This window comes from Bacillus sp. FSL K6-2839, from assembly GCF_038003365.1.
Lineage (GTDB): Bacteria > Bacillota > Bacilli > Bacillales > Bacillaceae > Bacillus.
In genome coordinates this window covers 2,588,798-2,610,877 of record NZ_JBBOOZ010000001.1, presented here as the reverse complement: position 1 = coordinate 2,610,877, position 22,080 = coordinate 2,588,798, and the positions used below count along the sequence as shown (strand labels likewise).

The 22,080-nt window shown below is 43.3% G+C and carries 23 protein-coding genes and 1 pseudogene; 17 read left to right on the top strand and 7 right to left on the bottom strand.

Going from position 1 to position 22,080, the window contains the following annotated elements; translation table 11 throughout:
• Positions 1-3 precede the first annotated feature (3 nt).
• Entirely contained in the window at positions 4-1,209 is a 1,206-nt protein-coding gene (locus MHH26_RS13495; RefSeq protein WP_340973677.1) for a DUF418 domain-containing protein, read from the bottom strand.
• Positions 1,210-1,461: 252 nt separating this feature from the next.
• On the opposite strand from MHH26_RS13495, the gene MHH26_RS13490 reads away from it, so the two are divergent.
• From MHH26_RS13490 to MHH26_RS13460, 7 genes are all read left to right on the top strand, one after another.
• Entirely contained in the window at positions 1,462-2,157 is a 696-nt protein-coding gene (locus MHH26_RS13490) for a response regulator transcription factor (protein WP_106030464.1), read from the top strand.
• On the top strand, positions 2,144-3,451 hold the full coding sequence (locus MHH26_RS13485) for a sensor histidine kinase (protein ID WP_340973675.1): 1,308 nt from the start codon (positions 2,144-2,146) through the stop codon (positions 3,449-3,451). Before MHH26_RS13490 ends, MHH26_RS13485 begins: the two co-directional genes overlap by 14 nt.
• A 37-nt stretch (positions 3,452-3,488) precedes the next feature.
• Positions 3,489-3,917, top strand: a complete 429-nt coding sequence (gene psiE / locus MHH26_RS13480) for a phosphate-starvation-inducible protein PsiE (RefSeq protein ID WP_034659895.1) — start codon at positions 3,489-3,491, stop codon at positions 3,915-3,917.
• A 296-nt stretch (positions 3,918-4,213) separates the two neighbouring features.
• Positions 4,214-5,167 (top strand): ABC transporter substrate-binding protein, encoded by a 954-nt coding sequence (locus MHH26_RS13475; RefSeq protein WP_340973673.1) that lies wholly within the window; start codon positions 4,214-4,216, stop codon positions 5,165-5,167.
• Between the two features lie 71 nt (positions 5,168-5,238).
• Complete coding sequence (locus MHH26_RS13470; RefSeq protein ID WP_307500203.1) at positions 5,239-6,255, top strand: FecCD family ABC transporter permease; 1,017 nt, start codon at positions 5,239-5,241, stop codon at positions 6,253-6,255.
• Positions 6,248-7,285 (top strand): FecCD family ABC transporter permease, encoded by a 1,038-nt coding sequence (locus tag MHH26_RS13465; protein WP_340973671.1) that lies wholly within the window; start codon positions 6,248-6,250, stop codon positions 7,283-7,285. The genes MHH26_RS13470 and MHH26_RS13465 overlap by 8 nt, the downstream gene beginning before the upstream one ends.
• 21 nt (positions 7,286-7,306) lie before the next feature.
• Positions 7,307-8,050 (top strand): IucA/IucC family C-terminal-domain containing protein, encoded by a 744-nt coding sequence (locus MHH26_RS13460; protein ID WP_340973670.1) that lies wholly within the window; start codon positions 7,307-7,309, stop codon positions 8,048-8,050.
• Positions 8,051-8,065: 15 nt separating this feature from the next.
• Here MHH26_RS13460 and MHH26_RS13455 read toward each other — a convergent pair whose 3' ends face one another.
• A complete protein-coding gene (locus tag MHH26_RS13455; protein WP_340973669.1) occupies positions 8,066-8,944 on the bottom strand; it encodes an endonuclease I family protein in 879 nt (292 codons plus the stop codon).
• A gap of 169 nt (positions 8,945-9,113) precedes the next feature.
• Between MHH26_RS13455 and MHH26_RS13450 the strand changes: the two genes are divergently transcribed.
• Together MHH26_RS13450 and MHH26_RS13445 are read left to right on the top strand one after the other, a co-directional pair.
• Positions 9,114-10,349 (top strand): pyridoxal-phosphate-dependent aminotransferase family protein, encoded by a 1,236-nt coding sequence (locus MHH26_RS13450; protein WP_307500694.1) that lies wholly within the window; start codon positions 9,114-9,116, stop codon positions 10,347-10,349.
• 156 nt (positions 10,350-10,505) lie between these two features.
• Positions 10,506-11,696 (top strand): MFS transporter, encoded by a 1,191-nt coding sequence (locus tag MHH26_RS13445; protein ID WP_066030441.1) that lies wholly within the window; start codon positions 10,506-10,508, stop codon positions 11,694-11,696.
• Between the two features lie 57 nt (positions 11,697-11,753).
• Here MHH26_RS13445 and MHH26_RS13440 read toward each other — a convergent pair.
• Positions 11,754-11,894: pseudogene (locus MHH26_RS13440) on the bottom strand (oxalate decarboxylase); the annotation flags it as partial.
• A gap of 60 nt (positions 11,895-11,954) precedes the next feature.
• A complete protein-coding gene (locus MHH26_RS13435; RefSeq protein WP_340973667.1) occupies positions 11,955-13,115 on the bottom strand; it encodes a PucR family transcriptional regulator in 1,161 nt (386 codons plus the stop codon).
• A gap of 321 nt (positions 13,116-13,436) precedes the next feature.
• Here MHH26_RS13435 and MHH26_RS13430 point away from each other — a divergent pair, with 321 nt between their 5' ends.
• The 4 genes from MHH26_RS13430 to yunB all read left to right on the top strand — a co-directional run bounded on the left by MHH26_RS13430 (position 13,437) and on the right by yunB (position 16,937).
• Positions 13,437-14,288: a DUF72 domain-containing protein gene (locus MHH26_RS13430; protein WP_340973666.1), complete on the top strand. Its 852-nt coding sequence runs from the start codon at positions 13,437-13,439 to the stop codon at positions 14,286-14,288.
• 61 nt (positions 14,289-14,349) lie between these two features.
• Positions 14,350-15,723 (top strand): bifunctional metallophosphatase/5'-nucleotidase, encoded by a 1,374-nt coding sequence (locus MHH26_RS13425; RefSeq protein ID WP_340973665.1) that lies wholly within the window; start codon positions 14,350-14,352, stop codon positions 15,721-15,723.
• Between the two features lie 67 nt (positions 15,724-15,790).
• Positions 15,791-16,096, top strand: a complete 306-nt coding sequence (locus tag MHH26_RS13420) for a YunC family protein (protein WP_034659881.1) — start codon at positions 15,791-15,793, stop codon at positions 16,094-16,096.
• A 76-nt stretch (positions 16,097-16,172) separates the two neighbouring features.
• A complete protein-coding gene (gene yunB / locus MHH26_RS13415; RefSeq protein WP_034282711.1) occupies positions 16,173-16,937 on the top strand; it encodes a sporulation protein YunB in 765 nt (254 codons plus the stop codon).
• Between the two features lie 34 nt (positions 16,938-16,971).
• Here the strand turns inward: yunB and MHH26_RS13410 are convergent, their stop codons facing one another.
• Complete coding sequence (locus tag MHH26_RS13410) at positions 16,972-17,916, bottom strand: M23 family metallopeptidase (protein ID WP_334750682.1); 945 nt, start codon at positions 17,914-17,916, stop codon at positions 16,972-16,974.
• A 326-nt stretch (positions 17,917-18,242) separates the two neighbouring features.
• On the opposite strand from MHH26_RS13410, the gene lipA reads away from it, so the two are divergent.
• Positions 18,243-19,139 carry a lipoyl synthase gene (lipA, locus tag MHH26_RS13405; protein WP_034660686.1) on the top strand — a complete coding sequence of 299 codons (897 nt, stop codon included), beginning with the start codon at positions 18,243-18,245 and terminating at the stop codon, positions 19,137-19,139.
• A 39-nt stretch (positions 19,140-19,178) separates the two neighbouring features.
• Here lipA and MHH26_RS13400 read toward each other — a convergent pair whose 3' ends face one another.
• Positions 19,179-19,814, bottom strand: coding sequence for a YhcN/YlaJ family sporulation lipoprotein (locus MHH26_RS13400; RefSeq protein ID WP_034659879.1), 636 nt, complete (start codon positions 19,812-19,814; stop codon positions 19,179-19,181).
• Positions 19,815-19,934: 120 nt separating this feature from the next.
• Here MHH26_RS13400 and MHH26_RS13395 point away from each other — a divergent pair, with 120 nt between their 5' ends.
• Genes MHH26_RS13395 through MHH26_RS13385 form a run of 3 tightly spaced genes read left to right on the top strand, consistent with a single transcriptional unit; the run spans position 19,935 to position 21,456 of the window.
• Positions 19,935-20,210 carry a YutD family protein gene (locus tag MHH26_RS13395; RefSeq protein ID WP_003213192.1) on the top strand — a complete coding sequence of 92 codons (276 nt, stop codon included), beginning with the start codon at positions 19,935-19,937 and terminating at the stop codon, positions 20,208-20,210.
• Positions 20,211-20,229: 19 nt separating this feature from the next.
• Positions 20,230-20,664: a DUF86 domain-containing protein gene (locus MHH26_RS13390; protein ID WP_034659878.1), complete on the top strand. Its 435-nt coding sequence runs from the start codon at positions 20,230-20,232 to the stop codon at positions 20,662-20,664.
• Positions 20,665-20,682: 18 nt separating this feature from the next.
• Entirely contained in the window at positions 20,683-21,456 is a 774-nt protein-coding gene (locus tag MHH26_RS13385; RefSeq protein ID WP_340973824.1) for a TIGR01457 family HAD-type hydrolase, read from the top strand.
• A gap of 42 nt (positions 21,457-21,498) precedes the next feature.
• On the opposite strand, the gene MHH26_RS13380 is transcribed toward MHH26_RS13385, so the two are convergent.
• Positions 21,499-21,999 (bottom strand): phosphatidylglycerophosphatase A family protein, encoded by a 501-nt coding sequence (locus MHH26_RS13380; RefSeq protein ID WP_307500195.1) that lies wholly within the window; start codon positions 21,997-21,999, stop codon positions 21,499-21,501.
• Between the last annotated feature and the right edge of the window lie 81 nt (positions 22,000-22,080).

Below are 22,080 nucleotides of genomic sequence, written 5' to 3'. Positions count from 1 at the left end.
CTTTTACTTCGCCGCATGGAATGTATTTGTTTTCGGTTTATCATGTACTTTCCCATACGTCAGCTGACGCCAGATAAACTCCATCGGTCCATATTTAAACCGTTTTAACCAAAACGTACTGAAAAGCACAAGGAAGACATACACGCCAATAGCCATGAAGAACGTACCAGCCGGCTGGAAATGATCGACAAGCCCCGCTCCATACTTTAGAAATAGCAGAGTTCCAATGATCGAGTGAAGCAAATAACAGGTTAGGGACATCCGTCCGACTTTGGTAAAGACCATTAAAGCACCTCGCAGCTGAGGAACGTGTAGAAATAGCATCGCAAGTGTACTCATATAAAACATACTGCCAGTTAATCCCCCGTTTTGTTCCAGGGCAGTGGCAATGTTCACCCAGAGTGTATGTTCAAAAGGATTGACCGCCGTAATGATCGTACTGCCTTGGGTGATGAGAAAAGCGATTGTACAAATGACCCAAATGCGATTCCAAATCGCTTTTTTCGCCTCCATGTTTTTGAAAAACTCCATTTTCACAAAATACACACCAAGTAAAAACATGAAGAACATGGAATAGACGGTAGAAAAAGAACTGGAAGCCATCGTCACCATATCTGTCCACCGGTCACCAATAGATGCTAAATAAGTCAGACTGTTGTGGCTGGTCAAATCAAAATCTGCAAAGTCCGGCTTGCCCGATGAGCCTGCACTGATGGTATGAAGCAGCAACGTGAAAAAAGGCGTGAGCAATTGAATCACAAAGAGTGTGATCAGCCAGTATAGGATGGTTTTAGCTGTTCGTTTGTAAAAGAAAAGTAACAAAAAGCCAGCGGCAGCATAATAGGTCAAAATATCACCAATCCAAACAAAGGTGACATGCAGAAGGCCAATTCCTAAGAGAATGGTTAACCTGCGTTGAAACAGCTTGTTTGGGCTGTCCACCTTCTGAGCAGCTCGATGCATAAAAATCATAAAACCAACCCCGAATAGGAAGGAAAACAGCGTAATGAATTTCCCTGAGGCAAACCAATTCACCAAGTTGTGAAAAACATCATTTGCTTCCATATCGAACCCCTTCGCCGAATCCACGATCAAAAAGTAATTGACGAGAATAATCCCCATTAAGGCAAATCCCCGTACAATGTCTAAGAAATGAACCCGATCCCGCAGACTCATCGGTTGTCCGTGTGCTACTTTGTTTGCATTCATATCCATGCTCCTTTTCTTGTTATGATAAATGTCATTCGGATCAACACATCGATCCTTACAATGAATCAATATACGGCCCAATTCTTAACAATTTATGAAGATCCAATTTTTTGAAAATGAATGTGACAAATTGATGGCAGATGGTCATATTCATAAACTGTTAAGATTTATGCTGTATCTTTTCACATAGCTAGATGATATATAGTAAAGACATAAAAGAAAGTACATCACGTATCATGAGGTGAGAGAGATATGAACCATCGAATATTAGTCGTAGAAGATGATCAGGATATTGGAGACCTTTTGCAGGAATCCCTTACACGCGCAGGATATGAGGTGCTGAGAGCGATGAATGGCGAGCAAGCATTGAAGCTTGTGAACGATTCGCTCGATTTGGTGATTTTGGATGTGATGATGCCAGGCATTTCAGGCATCGAAACGTGCCAGCAGATGAGAGCCTCCTCTAACGTTCCGATTCTATTTCTGACAGCCAAATCAAGTACATTCGATAAAACCGAAGGCTTACTCGCCGGTGGGGATGATTATATGACGAAACCTTTTTCACAAGAGGAGCTTCATGCTAGAGTGATTGCACAATTACGCAGGTATACCGTCTATCAGGAAAAGAAGGAGCAGGAAGAAACTTTTCTTGTTGGGGGCAAGCTGAGGGTGAGCGAAGAATTTAATGAAGTGTGGAAAGAAAGTCAGCAAATCAAGCTGTCTGATTTAGAATATCGAATGTTGAAGCTGCTCATGAGCAGGCGAAACAAAATCTTTTCAGCCCAAAATATTTATGAGAGCGTGTGGGGACAGCCTTATTTCTATTGTTCCAACAATACGGTGATGGTGCATATTCGAAAGCTGCGTGCCAAAATTGAAGATGATCCTGCACGTCCTGTATATATCAAAACAGAATGGGGAAGAGGATACCGATTTGGCACATCGTAAATATACACTAGCCAAAAAGCTGGCACTATTGATTTTGACAGCTGCGGTCGTGAGCGGACTTGTCTTTTTGACGCTGCAAAAGATTACCAATGACCTCATTGACGGATATTTGAGTTCGGACGAGTATTACGAGGAGGAGTCAGCCAGGTATATTCAAAAATTCAGCCGCTATGTGTCTGAGAATGAGCTGTCTTCAACAGATCGAAAAGCGTTTGGTGAGTGGGTGAAAAAAGAGGATTACATTAATTTGACCATCTTCAAGGATGAAGTGCTGCAATATGACTCCATCTATTCCGCTGCTGATGAATCGGCGTACGGAAAAGAAAAGGTGACCCAGTACGCTGAGCATCATTCGTATCCGGTTCAGTTTAGCGACGGTAAAGGCCGGGTCATGGTGGATGGTTTCTATTCATTTCGTTATCACGATCTTGCCTTTACACTCGAGCTGCTCGGGGCGACGCTTATTTTTCTCATCATTGTTCTTCTTGGCATCCGCAAAAGTTTATGCTATCTGCAAACGATTCACCAAGAGATTCATATTCTTGAAGGCGGTGAGCTGAACCATGAGATGACGGTGAAAGGGCACGATGAATTAGCCATGATTGCCAAAAGTATTGAGGATCTCCGAAAAGCTTTTCTGGACAAGCTTCAAGCCATCGACGAGCTGCAAGAAGAGAGCCGCAGTCTGGTTACTGAAATGTCACACGATATGAGGACACCGCTGACGTCGCTGATAATGAATTTGGAGTTTGCGAAAAAAGAGGAGGCTGGAGCGGATACCCGTAAAGATCAATATATAGCCAATGCTTATGAGAAAGCACTGAAATTGAAAAATCTGTCTGATAATCTGTTTGCCTATTTTCTACTTGATAAAGAACATGAACCTGAGCTTGAGACCGTTGCAGTCAAAGAGGTCATTTACGATCTCTTATCAGATCAGGTGGCGATCTTGCATCAAGAGAAATTCAAAGTACACCTGTTAGGAGAACTGCCTGACAGCTATATCAACGTGAATGTCGAGGAGCTTGGCCGAGTGTTTGATAATTTGATGTCCAACTTACTTAAATACGCCGATCCCAAAAAAGACATCAATCTCACGTTTTTATCCGATCAAGAAATCTTTGAGATTCATGTCAGCAATGCGATAAAAGAGACAGATGACATGCAGGAAAGCACTGGACTTGGTGAACGAAGCATAAAACGAATGATGTCCCGCATGCACGGGCAGTTTGAAAGGATGGAAAAGAACGCTGTTTACTACATCGTGCTGCGATTCTGGCACATCAAAATATAGACCACAAATGAATAATATGGAATGGAGAGACTACCCAATGAAACGATTCAACAACTTCCAAAAGGTACCCGATCTCTTGCAAGGCCTACTGAATATCTGTCTGTTCTTTCTAGCCATTGCTTTAAGCGTCCTCTTAATTAGTGAAACTTGGTATATTGTCCAATTCGTCTACAAGACTTTGTTTAACAAAGGAGAAAGCTATTATGGGATGCTTGGAGAACTGCTGATCTTCTTTATGTATTTTGAGTTTATAGCCTTAATTATTAAATACTTTAAATCAAACTTTCATTTTCCGCTTCGCTATTTTATTTATATTGGTATCACAGCTGTCATCCGATTGATTATCATCGATCATGAAGAGGCTGTATCGACGTTCTGGTGGGCGCTGGCCATTCTTGCGATGACTTGTGCACTCTTTATCGCCAATAAACGACATACCGCGCAGGAGCATGAAGAAGTGAAGTGAAGGAAGAAGACGAACGATTGCTGTTCGTCTTTTTTAGGTTGATAGAGAAAGTCTGATTATGAACAATAAGTCGTCATTAATGGAGTAGAGTACGAAAAAGGAATTCAATGTAAATGATTATCCAGAGGAACATAAGAGAGGCCAATCATTCCAATAATGAGAACAACTAGTCAACACTCTCCCTTTTTCTTAAAAATTTACATTGACACCATCCTTTTCTATGATAAAATCATAGTGTGATAATGAGAATCGTTATCAAACGATATGACTACATATAGAATGGATAGGTGAGGTACATGTTCAAAAAATCTTTTTGGTCGCTAATAGTTGTGCTCTCCATCGTTTTACTTGCAGCTTGCGGGAACAATAGCAGTGAAGGCAAGTCAGCTAGTAAAGAAAAAACAAGAACCGTTGAAAGCGCTATCGGTTCAACTGAAATAAAAGGATCGCCTAAACGTGTGGTGACGCTGTACCAAGGAGCAACCGATGCAGCAGTCGCTATGGGCATTAAACCAGTGGGTGTTGTTGAATCATGGCTTGAAGCACCTACGTATAAATATTTAAGAGATGACTTAAAGGATGTTAAAATTGTTGGGCAGGAAACACAGCCAAACTTAGAGGAAATTGAAAAGCTCAAGCCTGATTTGATCATTGCATCAAAAGTCCGCCACGAGCAAATTTTTGATCAGCTGAAAGGAATCGCTCCAACTGTTGCAACAGAAACAGTGTTCACATTTAAAGATACAGTGAAGTTAATGGGTGAAGCGTTAAACCAGCAAGACAAATCAAAAGATTTGCTGACGAAGTGGGATGACCGCGTCGCTGATTTCAAAGAAAAAGCGAAAAAAGACATCAAAAACTGGCCAATGAGTGTGTCTGTGGTAAACTTCCGTGCAGATCATGCTAGAATCTATCAAACTGGATTCGCAGGGTCGATTTTAACAGAGCTAGGCTTTGAAGGACCTAAGAATGTTAAAGATAAAAAGCAAGACATCATTACACTTACAGACAAAGAGAGCATTCCACAAATGAATGCAGATGTGATCTATTACTTCATGGATGATCAGGATAAAGCGGTTGAAAAAGCATATAAAGAGTGGACAAGTCATCCTTTATGGAAGCAGCTAGACGCAGTGAAAGCGAAACAAGTGCATAAAGTCGATGAAATCACTTGGAACATGGGCGGCGGTATTATCGCTGCAAACATGATGCTTGATGATATTTATGATCGTCTCGGAATTGATAAATAAGGATAACAGAGGAGAAAATGTGAAAAACCATTTTCTCCTTTTTTCCATAACAGATTGAAAGCGGGAATCAGATGAGAAGTTTATTAAAAAAGGATTCTAGCAAGGCGCTGCTGTTTGCTGGATTCGTCGTATTGATGTTGGTCTTTTTTATGCTCAGCATTTCTCTTGGGCAAACCTCGATTTCCCTCAAAGCCACCATCCATGCGTTTCTTCATTTTGATGAATCGGATCCAAACAGTGTCATTGTCATGACATCCAGATTATCAAGAGCTTTAATCGCAGCGGTTGTTGGATCAAGTCTAGCCATTTCAGGTGCACTCATGCAGGCATTAACGAGAAACCCGCTTGCGGCGCCAGATTTGTTAGGCATTAATGCAGGTGGACTATTTTTTATCGTCATTTCAATTGTTTTCTTTTCAACAGAGTCATTAACAGGCTATATGTGGACTGCCTTTTTAGGTGCTGCGATTGCAGGGATGCTCGTTTTTCTCTTGGGCTCCATTGGAAGAGATGGATTGACACCGGTCAAAATTGTCCTTGCAGGTGCGGCGATATCTGCACTGTTTGCGTCCTTTACACAAGGTCTTTTAATCGTGAATGAACAGTCGATTCAAAGCATCCTGTTCTGGATGGCGGGTTCAGTGTCTGGAAGAAGCATTGATATGCTGCTGCCTGTTTTGCCTTATATTTTAGGGGCAACAGTTGTGGCGCTGCTTCTTGGACGCTCCATCAATGTCCTTTTGTCAGGAGATGATATTGCGAAGGGACTTGGCCAGCGTACGCTGCTGCTGAAAATTACGATGGGGGTACTCGTCGTCTTTTTAGCAGGTGGTTCCGTCGCTGTCGCAGGATCGATTGGGTTTGTTGGTTTTCTAGTGCCGCATATTGTGAAAAAGCTTGTCGGACCTGACCACCGCTGGGTACTGCCGTATTGTGCCGTTGTGGGAGCGTCGCTTTTACTTGTCGCAGACCTTGCGGCTCGTTTTCTGATCATGCCGCAGGAAGTGCCGATTGGTGTCATGACGGCGGTAGCAGGAGCGCCTCTATTTGTTTATCTCGTGCGCAAGGGGTTGAAGACAGGTGGCTAAAACATATACAGTGCGTTCAAAGGGCGGACGCATTTCATTTCAATTTTCAAAGCGGACGTTTTTGATTTTACTTTTATTGACGGCCGTTGCTTTTGGATTATTTATTCTCAGTCTCTGTATGGGCAGCCGGTTTATTCAGCCGATGGATGTGCTGCTTCATTTAATCGGTCAGGGAGAGGGAAACACCTTTGTGCTCAATACGCTGAGGATTCCAAGAACACTGCTGGCTGTCTTAGTGGGGGCCGCGCTTGCGGTATCAGGGCTTATTTTGCAAGGATTAATCCGCAATCCGCTTGCATCGCCTGACATCATTGGGATTACGAGTGGTGCTTCGTTTGGGGCGATTATGTTTATTGTCTTTTGGATGGGCACTGTGCCTATTGCGTACCAATCCTTATGGGCGATTGCAGGGGCTTTTGCCGTATCGTGCCTCATTTATTTGCTTTCATGGAAAAAAGGAGTCAAGCCGATCACACTTGTCCTAATGGGAATTGGGATTTCTGCCATTATGAAGGCGTGTGTGACATTTACTCTTGTTCTTAGTGATACGATGACGACGACAAAGTCATATATTTGGCTGACGGGCAGTTTATATGGTTCTACGATGAAGGACGTCACGTCGATGCTTCCTTGGATCATGATCATTTTACCGATTGTCATGGTGTTAGCAAGAACGATGAATGTGAAGGAGCTTGGAGATGATCTCGCAACAGGCCTCGGGGTAAAAGTGCAGGCAAAACGGTTATTCTTTCTGCTGATGAGTGTGATATTGGCGGGGATTGCTGTTGCCTTTGCAGGCGGCATTGAATTTGTTGGACTGATGGCGCCGCATGTCGCACGGATGATCATCGGCCGCTCCTTCATTGCGCTGGTGCCGGCATCTGCGCTTGTTGGGAGTATTCTCGTGATGCTGGCAGATTTAGTCGCTAGAACGGCTTTTCTACCGTTAGATGTACCAGCAGGTGTATTCACGGCTGCAATTGGTGCACCGTTCTTTATTTATTTGTTATACCAGCAGCGAAATCGATAAACGAAAGATGGAGGTTTTGATATGAGGCCAGAGTGGGTTGAGAGAGAATTACTTGATTTCGGGGTACACATCACAAATGGACCAATGACATCTGACCGCACACTTGCTGCGCTTTTTTCAGAAGCATCTGTCCTGCGTTTATTAGAGGCTGAAAAGGAAGCCATGCATGCACCGAATGTGGCGGTGGCAGCGTCGATGTTTTCAAAGCGTTATGCCTACTTAGCCGTCAGTTCCTCTTTGTACATGATGACGCTGTATGACGGTGTCTATCAGTTTCCACCGGAGGCATGTGCCTTTAGAGAGGATCGGAAAATTGAAATTGATGAGTCATTGTGTTCGTTTGTTCCACTAGAAGGAGATCGGCATGAATGGAGAGAGCAGGTTGTGCATGCGCTGTTTACGGAGTGTGTTACACCTCTTTTAGATGTACTGAAACGTACTTCAAGACTTCCGTATTCAATTTTATGGGAAAATGTAGCGGTTCGTATCAATTCTCTTTATCGCAGCATGATGCGGGAGGCCGAAGAGCCTGCGGTGAAGCAGCGCGTGCAGGAGGATTATCTGTATCTGAAGCAAGCGGCTGGTGATGTATTCGGAGCAAAACAAAATCCATTTCACAACAGCTTAAACTTAGATGACAGCTTACTAGAAACATCCAACCGAAAGACCTGCTGTATGTATTATAAGCTCGAGAAAAAATCGGAGAGTCTCGATTATTGTCTTGTCTGTCCGCTTGAAAAAAAGAAAGGCACTGCTTGCTCGTAGCAGTGCCTTTCTTTTTTATTCCCAAATCGCACTTGCCCATTCTGGGTGATCGATAAAGGGATTGCGGTTGTTCTGATACGTTTCATAAATGATCTCGTTGCGGTTCCGTTCGATTTGATCGACTGGATCTTGTTTGTGCCACTTGAGAAGTACGGACATTTTGCCGTGAAGAGGGGCGCTTCCATTATTCACTTTGTCGTTTAATTCTAAATCTGGAAAGCGGTCATCGCCCTCGTACCGCACTGCCATATAAAAGAGCATTCTTGCCACATCCCCTTTCACCCGGCTATGAGGTTCGAATGAGTCGCTATCGTAGAAATTACCCGGTGCTCCCTTGTATTCATTTCCGCCCAGATCAAAATCTAAATTTCCTCGTGTGCTATTCGTTTGCACGTCTGTTGCCCGCAGATGATGGAGATCTGTACCTGGGCCCTGGCTTGTCCCAAAGTTGCCGTGTGACTTAGCCCAGACATGCTCCCGGTTCCACTGGCCAACATTTCCGCCATTCGCTTGCTTTGAGCGAGAGACACCGCTATAGAGCAAGAGCACATTGCTTGGATTCTTTGGATCTTCATCTGTTTTCTTTAAGGCATCCCAAACCTGGCTGTAGGATAGCTGCTTATGATCATCAATAATATCGTGTAAAGCTTTCTTAAGAGAGGGTCCTGATTTGCCATTAGCAGTTTGATAATAGGAATCGATTTGACTTGTAGCGGCTGTTTTCGCTTGTTGTGCAGATGTTTCGTTTTGAAGCTGTAACGGGGAAAATGTGATGGTTTGGCTCGGTTCATTCAGAGTAAAGCTTTGAGCATTCGCAGATTGCGGCAGCGGGGCGGCTAACGTGCCGAATATCATGATTCCGGCAGCAACAGTTCCAAATAAGGTTCTCTTCATTCGATTTCCTCCTTAATAGGGAATGTATTCTCTTTATTTCTATCATATTGTCAGAAAGAAATAAATGGATTTATCGTAAATTTTATGTAATGAATTCGTAGGAAAAGAGATTGCTATTTTAACAGCATTACTGTATAAGTGGGCATATAGGATGGCAGCAAGGGAAAGGATGGATAACGTGAAAGAACTGCAAATACCTTCAAGAACGATTATGACACCAGGACCTGTTGAAGTAGACCCGAGAGTGCTCCGTGTGATGAGTACCCCAATTCTCGGTCAATTTGATCCAGCATTTACACATATCATGAATGAAACGATGACCTTATTGCGGTCGCTTTTCCAAACAGAAAATGAATGGGCTTTTCCGATTGACGGCACGTCTCGTTCAGGGCTTGAAGCTGTGCTTGCCAGTGTCATTGAGCCGGGAGATTCGATGCTTGTGCCTGTCTTTGGCCGCTTCGGTCATCTGCTCATTGAAATAGGACAGCGCTATGGTGCTGAGGTACATACAATGGAATGTGAATGGGGAACGGTTTTTGATCCTAGCGATATCATTCAGGAAATGAAGCAGGTCAAGCCTAGAATCGTTGCGATGGTCCATGGTGAAACATCCACGGGGCGGTTGCAGCCGCTTGAGCAAATTGGTGAAGCGTGCCGAGAACTCGATGCACTGTTCATTGTAGACGCTGTAGCAACCATTGGCGGGGCCCAGGTGAAAGTGGACGAATGGAAGATTGATGCGGCGATTGGCGGTACGCAGAAGTGCTTGTCTGTTCCATCAGGCATGTCACCTATCACGTATAATGACCGGGTTGCAGCTGTCGTTGAATCGAGAAAGAAAGTGGAAAAGGGAATTGCGACACAGGATGAATTGCAGGAGCAAATGGATATTTCTCCAATTAAAAGCAATTACTTTGATCTCAGCCAGCTCCAGGATTATTGGAGCCCTAGACGATTAAATCATCATACAGAAGCGACAACGATGCTCTATGCACTTCGTGAAGGGGTTCGTGTTGTGCTGGAAGAAGGACTGTCTGAGCGTTTTCAAAGGCACGCATATCACGAGAAAGCCTTGATGAAAGGTCTTGAAGCGATGGGACTTGAATTGTTCGGTGATCCACATTGTAAAATGCCAGTTGTGACATGTATTGAGATTCCAAGTGGTATTGATGGAGAAGCGGTACGTGCCGATCTGCTTAAGCATTTTGGCATTGAAATCGCAAGCTCCTTTGGACCGCTAGCCGGACGTATATGGAGAATTGGCACAATGGGCTATAGCTGCAGAAAAGAAAACGTGCTGTTTGTGTTAGCAGGGCTGGAAGCGATTCTAATCAAACACGGTGCATCCATCCATTGCGGAGCAGGGCTTCAGGCGGCTCTTTCTATCTATGAACAAAGTGAATAAAGTCATACGGATACTCGCTATTTGCGGTATTTTTTATTTGGAAAAGAAAACTAATTTTTGAAAAACTAGACTTATAGACAGTGATATCGCTATACTGAAGAAGTTCTGAGTTTTTGACATCATTTTCATTTATTTTGCAGAAAGAGGTTTTTTGATATGAAGAAAATGGGCAGATTATACATTTTGATGCTCAATATTTTTATTGCCATGCTTGGCTTTGGCCTCATTGTCCCTGTCATGCCAAGTTATATTGAAGCCTTTGGCGCAACAGGAAAAACACTCGGTTTTCTTGTCGCTGCAACAGGTCTTACACAATTTGCTTTATCGCCGGTTGCAGGCGCACTGACCGATCGATTTGGACGTAGAAAATTGATCATTGCCGGGATTGCCGGCTTTACCATTGCCCAGTTTATTTTTGCATTTGCTGATCAGCTGTGGATGCTGTTTGTATCACGTTTTTTAGGCGGTGCGGCCGGAGCTTTACTCATGCCAGCCATGTTTGCATACATTGCTGATATCACAAGTGAGAAGGACCGAGGGAAAGGAATGGGGCTATTTAGTGCAGCAATGACGTTAGGCTTTGTTATTGGACCAGGCGTAGGCGGCTATTTGGTCGAGTATGGAATCGCTTTTCCTTTTCTCATCGCAGGTTCCTTTGCAGCTCTTTCTACCCTGTTATCCATCCTGTTTTTACCTGAAACTTTAACAAAGGAAAAGCAGGAAGAAGCGCGGTTAAACAAAGACATTCATTTCAACCCTTTTGTGCAAATGATGCAAGCTTTAAAGACATCCTACGGTTTTTTGTTTATATTGGCGTTTGTCCTCAATTTTGGCATCATTCACTTTGAATCGATTTTCGGCTTATATGTAGACCAAAAACATGGATTTACACCGAAGGATATTGCGTTTGTGATTACGGTTGCGGGTCTTGCTGGCGTGCTTGTCCAAGGTGCGTTGGTGAATGCCTGTGTGAAACGATTCGGTGAAATGCGCGTCGTGCGTTATGCTCTGCTAGGAGCGGCTTTGATGCTCATCGTCTGCCGTGTTGCACCGTCCTTTTGGCTGATCTTTGCAGGCTCTATTTTATTTTTGTCGGCTACATCATTTGTTCGTCCAGCCCTCAATACATTGCTGTCCAAAATGGCAGGTAATCAGCAAGGAGTAGCTGGCGGCCTTAATACATCCTTTATGAGCCTTGCCAATATTGTCGGACCGAGCCTTGCTGGGATTTTATTTGATGTGAATATTGAGTTTCCTTTTATGCTCGGAACATTGGTGCTTTGCATAAGCTTCATTGCATCCATCGTGTGGGGGAAAAAAGTGCAGCATACTTCTGCAATTTCTTAAAATTTGTTTATAAAAAAACCGATCAGCACAAATTGATCGGTTTTTTTATAATGGTCATCACCTTTTATATGTAACAATAGGTGATTTTTCTTTATGAAGCGCACGAATCATGGCATCATCTACATGTAAATGCTCTTTCACTAATTGAGGAGGGGTTAAGGCCATCCACTGATTCAACGAAATATCTGCAAAGCGATTTTTGCCTCCTCGTGTATCACTTTTCTCCTCCAAACTATATGAAGCTTCGGAAGAAAACATTCAATCAGGATGGGGTGAGAGAAGCATCTGAATACGTAATGCTAAGCGCAGCCTTAATGTGGCTTCAGGGTCTTTTAAGCTGATCCGAAGCAGCTCCTCACACTTCTCCAATCGATAAATGACCGTGTTGCGATGAATAGACAAACGTTTCGCTGTTTCTGAAATGTGGCAATGCGTTTCTAAATAGACAGATAAGGTGTGGAGGAGGTTTTGACCAGCTTCATATAACGGGTGAAGGTGCATCTGGTGAAACGTGACTAAATCCTTTCTTGGAATAAGCTTCAATAAATCTGGCACATCCTTTGCCTGATAGAACTGAATATATTCCGCCTGCGACGAGAGATGTCCGGCTTGAAGAGCCTCTAATGCTTCACTGTAGCCCTCAGACAGATGGGTGGTGCGACAACTAGTCAAGCTCACGCCAAAGGAAATGGTGTGATTCGCTTGTATGCTAACGAGCATCTGCAACTGTTTCAAAAAAGAGAGGAGTCTGCCACTCATCTTTGACCAACTGCCTGTCTCTTCCATTAATACAATGCCCATATCACCTTTGACAAACAGAAAGGAAGGAAAAGGAGAGCTTGGAAGTGCGCTGTCAAGTAGATCAACGACTTGATCTAACATCAGTTGCTGGTTCAAAAAATGAGTGGTCTCATGACAATGATCAAGCTGACAGATCATGCATAGATAGCTGCTATCTACATTTAATCCAAAAGCCTTCGCAATGTATGCAGCGTCTTGCTGAGAATACGATGCACCCTCTATCCATCTGCGAAACCCTTCATTTCTGGCACGCTTGGCCGTTTGCTGGGCAGTATATTGTCTCATTCGCGCAATTGAGATTTCGTTTACTGCTTGTGCAATGAAGACTTGCAGTGTTTCATCCAGCGGAGGAATGAAGGAAGGGATGACCACATACTCACATGTTTGTTCGGTTAGATCAATCGGAAAGACGGAAAAGGTTTGCATCGCATATATCATCGAAAAATAATGGGGTGTCCTTCTTTGGAAAAAGGGGAGAATGCGAATCCAATCTGGGCTCGTGATCATGGTGTGCGAGTTGCAGAGAATACGTCCATGCTGGTTACACAAATAGAAAGGCTTGTGAATCCTTTCGGCGATTTTTTGCAATGCTTCAAACTGGTTATCGTCTATGTTCATATCCACTAAGTCTCCTTTATTGAGAACTAAAGCTCTTGGTGAAGATGAATAAATAAATGGACAATCACTGTTAACCTCTCTGATATGCAATTTATGTTATCAGCTCAAATCATTTTAGATAGAAAGTTGTCAACTAATATCACAAACAAACAGAGCGTCAGGACAAAATCACGTACCGTCAGTCATCTTCATTCAGAATTACGGGCAAATATGATATGTTGTAGACAGAAGAATTTCTTTCAGAAATATGGGTATCACAAGAGAAAAAGGCTTTCATGTGAGGAAGCCGTCTATACATGAGAGTGGCAAGAGGTGAGAAACATGATTTATATCGGATTAACTGGCTGGGGAGACCATGACAGTCTTTATCCGCCGAAAATCGGCAGCGCTCAAAAGCTGTTTCACTATTCGTCAACGTTTCCCATTGTGGAGCTGGATGCCAGCTTTTATGCGGTTCAGCCTGAGCGTAATCATGAAAAGTGGATAAAGGATACGCCAGATACCTTTCAATTTGTCGTGAAAGCATATCAAGGAATGACCGGGCATCAGAGGGGCGAAATTCCGTTTGCTTCGAAGGAAGAGATGTTTGACGCATTTATTCTTTCATTGACTCCGCTCATTCGTGAAGGGAAACTTGCCATGGTTTTGTTTCAATTTCCACCATGGTTTGATTGCAAAAAAGAGCACGTCCACTATTTAAGATGGTGTAAAGAGAAGATGGGTGACATTCCATGTGCCCTCGAATTCCGTAACCGCACATGGTTCTCAGATGAATTTTATGAGCAGACCTTGTCCTTTATGGAAAAAGAAGGATGGGTTCATTCTGTTTGTGATGAGCCGCAAGTTGGAGAAGGCTCCATTCCGCCAGTCATACAAGCTACGCACCGTGATAAAACATTGGTCCGTTTTCACGGAAGAAATAAACAGGGCTGGCTTCACCCAGCAGACCATGAGAATTGGCGTGAAGTGCGATACTTATATTTATATAATGAAGCTGAATTAAAAGAGTGGAAAAAGAATCTCGACATTCTGCATCAGCAATCAAAAGATGTCTATGTCGTGTTTAATAATAACTCCGGCGGAGATGCAGCGGCGAATGGCCAGCAGATGATTGATTTGCTGGATATTACGTATTCAAGCCTTTCTCCGAAGCAGTTAGATTTATTTAGTTAAATGAGAGCTGCGGCTTTCAACCTGAATGACGGTTCAGTGACAACTTGAGGGAGAGATCAACATGCTGCAGAAGCTATGGTTATATCATACAAACGACTTGCACAGCCACTTTGAGAACTGGCCAAAAATCGCAGCTTATATTGAGGAAAAGCGTCAAGTTCACGATCAGATGCTCTTGTTTGATATTGGCGACCATATGGACCGAGTGAACCTTGTGTCAGAAGCTGATTATGGAAAGGTAAATGTCAAGCTTCTCAATCAACTTGGCTATGATGGGGTCACGATTGGAAATAATGAAGGCATTACGCTGCCTCATGATCAACTCGATCAATTGTACGAGCATGCACAATTTCCAGTGGTTCTGTCTAATTTATTTGAGAAAGGCAAAAGGCCATCGTGGGCAAAGCCCTATCATATGATCCAAATGGAAAACGGACTGAAAATATGTCTCTTAGGCGTGACCATTGCGTATACACCCGTCTATGAAAAGCTGGGTTGGGACATTACAGATCCGTTTGACAGCATACGAGACATGCTGCAGGAAGTGAAGGGACAGGCGGATGTCATTGTGCTCTTATCCCATCTTGGTATCATCCATGATCGGGAGGTCGCCCGTGATTTTCCTGACATCGACATCATCCTAGGCTCACACACGCATCATTTGTTAGAGCAGGGTGAAATGGACAATGGGGTGCTGCTTGCATGCGCTGAAAAGTATGGGCATTATATTGGCTGTGTCGAGCTGACAATTGACATAGCGCGCAAAGAGCTGATCGAGAAAAAAGCAACGGTGCAGTCAGTGGATCAGCTGATTAGTGAATCAGATGAAGCCATCACTACCTTACAGCAAGCAGAGAGAAGAGCGAAAGCCCTCATGCAGGAAAAAGTAACAGCGATTGAGTCAAGGTTAGAAACGAAGTGGTTTGATGAATCCCCGCTTCCGCAGCTCTTAACAGATGCCATTAAAGATTGGTGCGGGGCAGATATCGGCATGATGAATGCAGGTATGGTACTTGATTCATTAGAGGCAGGAATCGTGACAAGAGAAGAAGTCCACCGAATCTGCCCGCATCCCATTAATCCCATTCGGGTGACGCTTACCGGTCAACAGCTCATCGAAACCGTTCGGCGTGCCTGTGAAGAAAAAATGGAACAGCTGCGCATTAAGGGCTTCGGCTTTAGAGGTGAGCTGATGGGGAAAATGCTGTATAGCGGCCTCACCTATACAGTAGAAGAAGGCGAAACCAAACGGGTAAAGGATATCTTTGTACATGATCAATTGATCAAAAAGGACGCTTCCTATACGGTTGGCACAGTCGATATGTATACGTTAGGCTCTCTATTTCCTCATATCCGTGACCATGAACACATTGAATATTTCATGCCGGAATTTTTACGTGATGTGCTTACTTGGCGCCTGAAGGAAACCACATGAAATCCGCTTTAGCCTAACAACACTCGCCCTCTTGTCACATAGATTGTGATGAGAGGAGTGAAGGGATTTGGTGAATTTAACACCTATTAAAATTGATGGACATTCCTTTACAGCCGTCACCGTCAAACTGCCGAAGACGAATTTTATGGCGGTGACAAATGAACATGGGTATATTATGTGCGGTGCACTGGATGTCGGGCTCTTAAATGAAAAGCTTGCAGATAGAGGAATTATCGCAGGGAGAGCAGTTGGTGTGAGAACCATTGAGCAATTGCTTGATGCCCCTTTAGAATCTGTGACATACGCCGCAGAAGCGCTAGGCATTACAGCTGGAACCAATGGAAGAGACGCATTATTAAAAATGGTGAAATAAAAATGGATAGATGATTCCTATCCCCCCGCCTGTCTGCATACACTTGTAGTGGAGAAGGGGGGATTTTTTATTGAGAATGAACCGCCGTTATCGCCCCTATAAAAAGGGCCCTTTGCCATTTCGATACGTCATGCTGCTTGCAATCTTATTCTTTGTACTCTCAACCGTCATTAGTCTATTTTTTATTAACCGTTCAATTAAACCAACCCTTATTCACATTGCGGAACTAGAAACAGAGCGTATCGCCAATCATCTGATCCAATATTCTGTTCAAGACTTTGCAGACGATCAGGAGAATATGAAGGATATGGTGGTCATGAATACAAGTGAGAACGGAAAAGTAACGACCATCGATTTTAATGCGCAGGCAACATCGAAAGCAATGGCTGACCTGTCACGTCATCTTCAAAAAAATTTAGAGGACATTGAAAAGGGGAACTTTCAAAAAGAGGCAAAAGAAGCGTTAAAGGATCAAACAGATGGACATGACGGCATTATATATAACATTCCGCTTGGGCAAGCGTCCGGAAATGCACTCATCGCCAATCTAGGGCCAAAAGTGCCTGTACGCTTTAGTGTCATTGGTGACCCGCATACGGACGTTGAAAAAAACATTAAGCCCTATGGCATCAACAATGCCTTGATTGATATTAGTGTTCTGATCGAGGTCAAGGTGAGAGTCATCATCCCGTTTGCATCTGAAACAATCGTGGTCAAGAACTCAGTTCCCGTCTCCATACAAGCCGTTCAAGGGGACGTACCAGATTATTACAATGGCAGCGGAACAAACTCAGGCGCTCCATCGATTGTTCTCCCAGAGAAAAAGGAGAAGAAAGAATAATGAAAAACAGCCCAAGGAATGATTGGGCTGTTTTCTATTTGCGTTTCCGCTCAGCTCTTTCCCACGCCCTTAAATGAGGGTATGGATCAAATGACCATTCAGTTCTGCCGTTGTCTTTATACATGCCATAGTGAAGGTGCGGCGGAAATTTTCCTGCTGTGCCTGGGGGGCCATAACCGGAGCTTCCGACAGATCCAATGACCTGTCCGGGTTCAACAATTTGACCTGTTTTGAGTCCTTTTGCAAAGCCATTTAAATGAGCGAAGTAATGATAATGATTATGAATATCTCGAATACCAATCCGCCAGCCGCCAAAGCGGTTCCAGCCTTTCATTTCAATCACGCCATACGATGTCGCACGAACGGGAAGTCCATAATGGGCAAATAAATCCGTGCCCTCATGAATTCTTCTGCCGCCAAACCCTCTCGCATCTCCCCATGTACTCCGGTAGCTGTAGTCAGCTCCGACCGGAAGAGGGAAGGCATGCTTTCCGAGGTCAAGATGGCCGTAGTGCTGAAATAGCTTCATAAAAGATGAAATAATTCCAACGGTTTGATCTCGTCCATAATAGTCCCATAAAGCAATTTTTAATTGATCAATGCTGCTGCCGTAGTGAAGCAAGTATTGAGCAAACGTGAATAATACATCCTCATCGTCATCGCTGTTCGCTTTTCCATCCCCGTTTCCATCAAGTCCAATTCCGTCAAACACTTTAATGCTTAAAGGAGAGGTATCCTGCTTATTCGGGTTTTCAGGGCCGATCCACATTTCCCGGGGAATGTAGATACTAATGACGCCTTTTTGTTTCGGTAAATCTCTTCTGCTTTTTCGAATATTGTGCTCATACTGATCAACCGCAGCAAGTACATACCATGGAACCTGTGTAGTGATGGCGACTTTTTCGTATAGTGCCATTCGCTGCTTCAGTTCGTCTGGCTGCTTGCCTTCCCCTTGTGCATGAACAGGTAAAGGGAGCATTGAAAGAGCGATCATGATGGCTAAAACCACTTTCACAAACGTCCATCTCCTTTCATCAAGCATCGTCTTCTACCGTTTAGTGTGGTTAGATCACCCTATTTCATAAGAAGAAAATGTTAGTAATTTTCTTCTTATTTTTTAGGAGGCTTTTGGGTATTTTTGCAGCTCATTCCCTTGTTGTTCAATCTGTACTATGTTAAAGTGTCTAAAGAAAAGGCTTTAGGCCGAAGATTCAATTTTTTGCAGCTTCTTAGCTGCATCCATCGTATATAGCAGGAAGATTTTTGTAGATGCACCTTTAACGAATTCATATGGAGATGATGGAATTGGCAAAGAAGGAAGAGCACGTAAGAAAACCGGATTGGCTTAAAATTAAGCTGAATACGAATGAAAACTATACCGGTTTGAAAAAAATGATGCGGGAAAACAACCTGAATACCGTTTGTGAGGAAGCAAAATGTCCGAATATTCATGAATGCTGGGCGGTGAGAAGAACCGCTACATTTATGATCCTTGGATCTGTTTGTACGCGCGCATGCCGTTTCTGTGCGGTGAAAACTGGACTTCCAACTGAGCTTGACCTGCAAGAGCCAGAACGCGTTGCAGATTCAGTGGCTTTGATGAACTTAAAGCATGCTGTGATAACAGCGGTTGCAAGGGATGATCAAAAGGATGGCGGAGCAGGTGTGTTTGCTGAAACCGTTCGTGCCATTAGAAGAAAAAGTCCATTCACGACAATTGAAGTTCTCCCTTCAGACATGGGCGGCAATTACGATAATTTGAAGACGTTAATGGACACACGTCCTGATATTTTAAATCACAATATTGAAACAGTTCGCAGATTAACGCCAAGGGTTCGTGCACGTGCTACATATGATCGTTCATTAGAATTCTTGCGCCGCGCAAAAGAAATGCAGCCCGACATTCCAACGAAATCAAGCATTATGATTGGACTAGGTGAAACGAAGGAAGAAATCATTGAAGTCATGGATGATCTTCTTGCGAGCAACGTGGATATTATGGCGATTGGTCAGTATTTACAACCTTCGAAAAAGCATTTGAAAGTTCAAAAATACTACCATCCGGATGAGTTTGCAGAGCTGAAAGAAATTGCGATGTCAAAAGGCTTTAGCCATTGTGAAGCTGGACCGCTTGTGCGCTCTTCCTACCATGCAGATGAACAAGTAAACGAAGCGTCTAAAAAGCGTCAGGCGCAAGCATAACAAAGAAAACGCCAGAGCTCTCTGGCGTTTTTTCTCATATTAATTTTGGCCGTAAGGGGCGTTTCTTCTCATGGTACGGTCGGAATTCGTCATACCATTTGCATCTTCTTTCGTAGAAATATCTCCACCTTGAGGGGAATATTTCATTTGTTGAATCGTTTTGGTTAAAATTTGATCAAAATCACGTGAATTGGTTTGAAGACGTGAAAAATTGGCAATGGATTGAAAGTGCTCTGGATTATCAGAGACGTATACATGATAATAACGAGGGAGTACAGAAACCGCCGTTTTCTTTACTTGATCAGCAGATTCATCCCGGTTTTTGTTTCCTGTTCGATATACAATCAGTGCATCCTCATCTGTCACAAGTGTGGCTGCATCTTTGATGTTTGGGAGCTGCACAGTTAAACTTGTAATGACGTGGGCAAGATGCTCGCGATTTAAAGCAGGTGTTCTTTCTTTCTGATCCGTTACTTGCTGGCGCTGATAACGAACATATCCTGCTCTGTTTGTGTCTGCTTCTGGCATGTTGGAATTATTTCCTTCATGACGATCCGATAGACGGATGGTTTTACTTGAAGAATCTTCATCCACTTGCCGGTTCATACCTGATTGAAAGCCGCACCCGCCTAAAAGCATGCTGAGGAGAATCGCGGCTGTCAGTTGTTTCTTCATAAATGTGACCTCCTTTTTTCTTTAGCTTCGGCTAAAACGGAAAAAACATGCTTTAGCAATTGATGGAGTTCTTCCAATGAATTATCATTAAAGATGGATCGTTTAAAAAGAGGTGAGAAGATGATCGTCATTCAGAATGCTACTTTTGATCTTGTAAGAGATATTAAAGACGGTTTTGATGAAGAAGCGTTTAAAGCAAGGTACTCAGATATTTTAAATAAGTACGATTATATTGTGGGGGACTGGGGCTACAATCAGCTGAGACTGAAGGGGTTCTTTGATGACCAAAACCAAAAGGCCACATTTGATACAAAAATCAGCACACTCGATGAATACATTTATGAATACTGTAATTTTGGCTGTGCCTATTTTGTCTTAAAACGAATCAGAAAATAACGCAAAGGGGAGCGTCATGATGTATTTCGTAGACAGAAAAAAAATTGAAGAGACATTGCGTTTTTTCGAGGAGCAATATGAGTTGATGCGCAGTCATCAAACATGGACAAGTCCACTAGAGAAAAAAGCGCTTGAACGAATTGTTCATTTGCTTGTCGAATGTATTCTTGATACGGGAAATGATATGATTGATGGCTTTATTATGCGTGATCCAGGAAGCTATGATGACATCATGGATATTCTTGTTGATGAAAAGGTTGTACCCGAAGAGGAAGGCAGTCAGCTGAAAAAGCTTGTCTCGTGCCGCAAAACACTTGTGCAGCAATACCAGGAAGTGGTTCATCACGACTTGCTGCAGGTGATCAGCGAGGTTGAGCATGCGCTAGAGGTTTTCCCAAGCCGCATCCGTACCTACTTGGAGCAGGAGCTTGGCCCAGTATCAGCGTTTAAATAATCCATTGGAGTTGTGAGCATCATGAAATACAAAGGCTACTTAATTGATTTAGACGGAACAATGTATAAAGGAACAGAAAAGATCGAAGAAGCAGGTCAATTTGTTCAAAAGTTAAATGAGCTAAACATTCCTTACTTGTTTGTCACGAATAACTCGTCACGCACGCCGAAGCAGGTAGCAAAAAAGCTTGTTTCATTCGATATTCCAGCAACTGAAGAACAAGTCTTTACAACAAGTATGGCGACAGCCAATTATATTGCCGAACAAAAGAAAGACGCGTCTGTTTACGTCATCGGTGAAGAAGGAATCAAGCAGGCCATTGAAGAAAAAGGGCTAATGTTCGGTCAGGAAGACGCTGATTTCGTTGTTGTTGGAATTGACCGAGACATTACATATGAAAAATTCGCAGTAGGTGCGATTGCCATCCGTCAAGGCGCACAATTTGTCTCAACAAATGGAGACATCGCCATACCAACAGAAAGAGGGCTTCTGCCAGGGAACGGCTCATTAACATCTGTGCTGACCGTCACCACTACGGTCCAGCCAACGTTTATCGGGAAGCCAGAATCCATCATCATGGAACAAGCGATGAGGGTGCTCGGGACCGATCTGTCTGAGACGCTTATGGTGGGTGATAACTATGATACGGATATTATGGCAGGGATGAATGCAGGAATGGACACATTACTCGTTCATACAGGCGTGACAACAAAAGAACTGCTTCAGAAGTATGACAAACAGCCAACCTATGTCATTGATTCATTATCCGAGTGGATTGAGCGATTATCATAAAAAAAAGAGGACAAGCGTTACGCGCGCGTCCTCTTTTTTGCTTTATTCCACATTTCTCGTACTATGTGCGAGCCTGCTTGATGCTGCAGCAGCAATGGCGCCGACAATGTCATCTAAAAAGGTGTGGCACTCGCCTGTGGATTTATCATTGAGTTTCCCGAGAATCCCTGGTTTTTCTTTATCGATATATCCGTAATTCGTAAAGCCGATCGAACCATAAATATTGACGATAGCAAAGGATAGAATTTCATCAACACCATACAGGCTTTCGTCTGTTTCTAAAATGGACTGAAGCGGCTCGGTTAGCTTCTTTTGCTCGGCTAGTACGTCTAGTTCGACGCCTGTTAATATCGCATTTTGGACTTCTCGTTTTGCGATGACACGCTCCACATTGTGGATGCATTCTGACATGTCTAAACCAGGATGATATTTTTCCTGTAAAAAGTAGACAAGGTCTGCTATATCTTGAATGGATACGCCTCGTTCTTGTAAACGGCGTCTTGCTGTTTTTTCTACTTCGTTCATCTCATGATGATGCGGCATATATTCCTCACCCAATCCTCGTAATTTGGTCCACAACGTGTAAAAAGCTTCGGATAGTAAATAGTATTCATAAATCCCTCA

What these genes read in the sequence shown, in the direction of transcription:
- MHH26_RS13495 (WP_340973677.1), bottom strand. Translation starts at nt 1,209, where the DNA reads ATGAATGCAAACAAAGTAGCACACGGACAACCGATGAGTCTGCGGGAT.
- MHH26_RS13490 (WP_106030464.1), top strand. Translation starts at nt 1,462, where the DNA reads ATGAACCATCGAATATTAGTCGTAGAAGATGATCAGGATATTGGAGAC.
- psiE (WP_034659895.1), top strand. Translation starts at nt 3,489, where the DNA reads ATGAAACGATTCAACAACTTCCAAAAGGTACCCGATCTCTTGCAAGGC.
- MHH26_RS13475 (WP_340973673.1), top strand. Translation starts at nt 4,214, where the DNA reads ATGTTCAAAAAATCTTTTTGGTCGCTAATAGTTGTGCTCTCCATCGTT.
- MHH26_RS13470 (WP_307500203.1), top strand. Translation starts at nt 5,239, where the DNA reads ATGAGAAGTTTATTAAAAAAGGATTCTAGCAAGGCGCTGCTGTTTGCT.
- MHH26_RS13460 (WP_340973670.1), top strand. Translation starts at nt 7,307, where the DNA reads ATGAGGCCAGAGTGGGTTGAGAGAGAATTACTTGATTTCGGGGTACAC.
- MHH26_RS13455 (WP_340973669.1), bottom strand. Translation starts at nt 8,944, where the DNA reads ATGAAGAGAACCTTATTTGGAACTGTTGCTGCCGGAATCATGATATTC.
- MHH26_RS13450 (WP_307500694.1), top strand. Translation starts at nt 9,114, where the DNA reads ATGGATAACGTGAAAGAACTGCAAATACCTTCAAGAACGATTATGACA.
- MHH26_RS13445 (WP_066030441.1), top strand. Translation starts at nt 10,506, where the DNA reads ATGAAGAAAATGGGCAGATTATACATTTTGATGCTCAATATTTTTATT.
- MHH26_RS13435 (WP_340973667.1), bottom strand. Translation starts at nt 13,115, where the DNA reads ATGAACATAGACGATAACCAGTTTGAAGCATTGCAAAAAATCGCCGAA.
- MHH26_RS13430 (WP_340973666.1), top strand. Translation starts at nt 13,437, where the DNA reads ATGATTTATATCGGATTAACTGGCTGGGGAGACCATGACAGTCTTTAT.
- MHH26_RS13425 (WP_340973665.1), top strand. Translation starts at nt 14,350, where the DNA reads ATGCTGCAGAAGCTATGGTTATATCATACAAACGACTTGCACAGCCAC.
- yunB (WP_034282711.1), top strand. Translation starts at nt 16,173, where the DNA reads ATGAACCGCCGTTATCGCCCCTATAAAAAGGGCCCTTTGCCATTTCGA.
- MHH26_RS13410 (WP_334750682.1), bottom strand. Translation starts at nt 17,916, where the DNA reads ATGCTCCCTTTACCTGTTCATGCACAAGGGGAAGGCAAGCAGCCAGAC.
- MHH26_RS13400 (WP_034659879.1), bottom strand. Translation starts at nt 19,814, where the DNA reads ATGAAGAAACAACTGACAGCCGCGATTCTCCTCAGCATGCTTTTAGGC.
- MHH26_RS13395 (WP_003213192.1), top strand. Translation starts at nt 19,935, where the DNA reads ATGATCGTCATTCAGAATGCTACTTTTGATCTTGTAAGAGATATTAAA.
- MHH26_RS13390 (WP_034659878.1), top strand. Translation starts at nt 20,230, where the DNA reads ATGTATTTCGTAGACAGAAAAAAAATTGAAGAGACATTGCGTTTTTTC.
- MHH26_RS13380 (WP_307500195.1), bottom strand. Translation starts at nt 21,999, where the DNA reads ATGCCGCATCATCATGAGATGAACGAAGTAGAAAAAACAGCAAGACGC.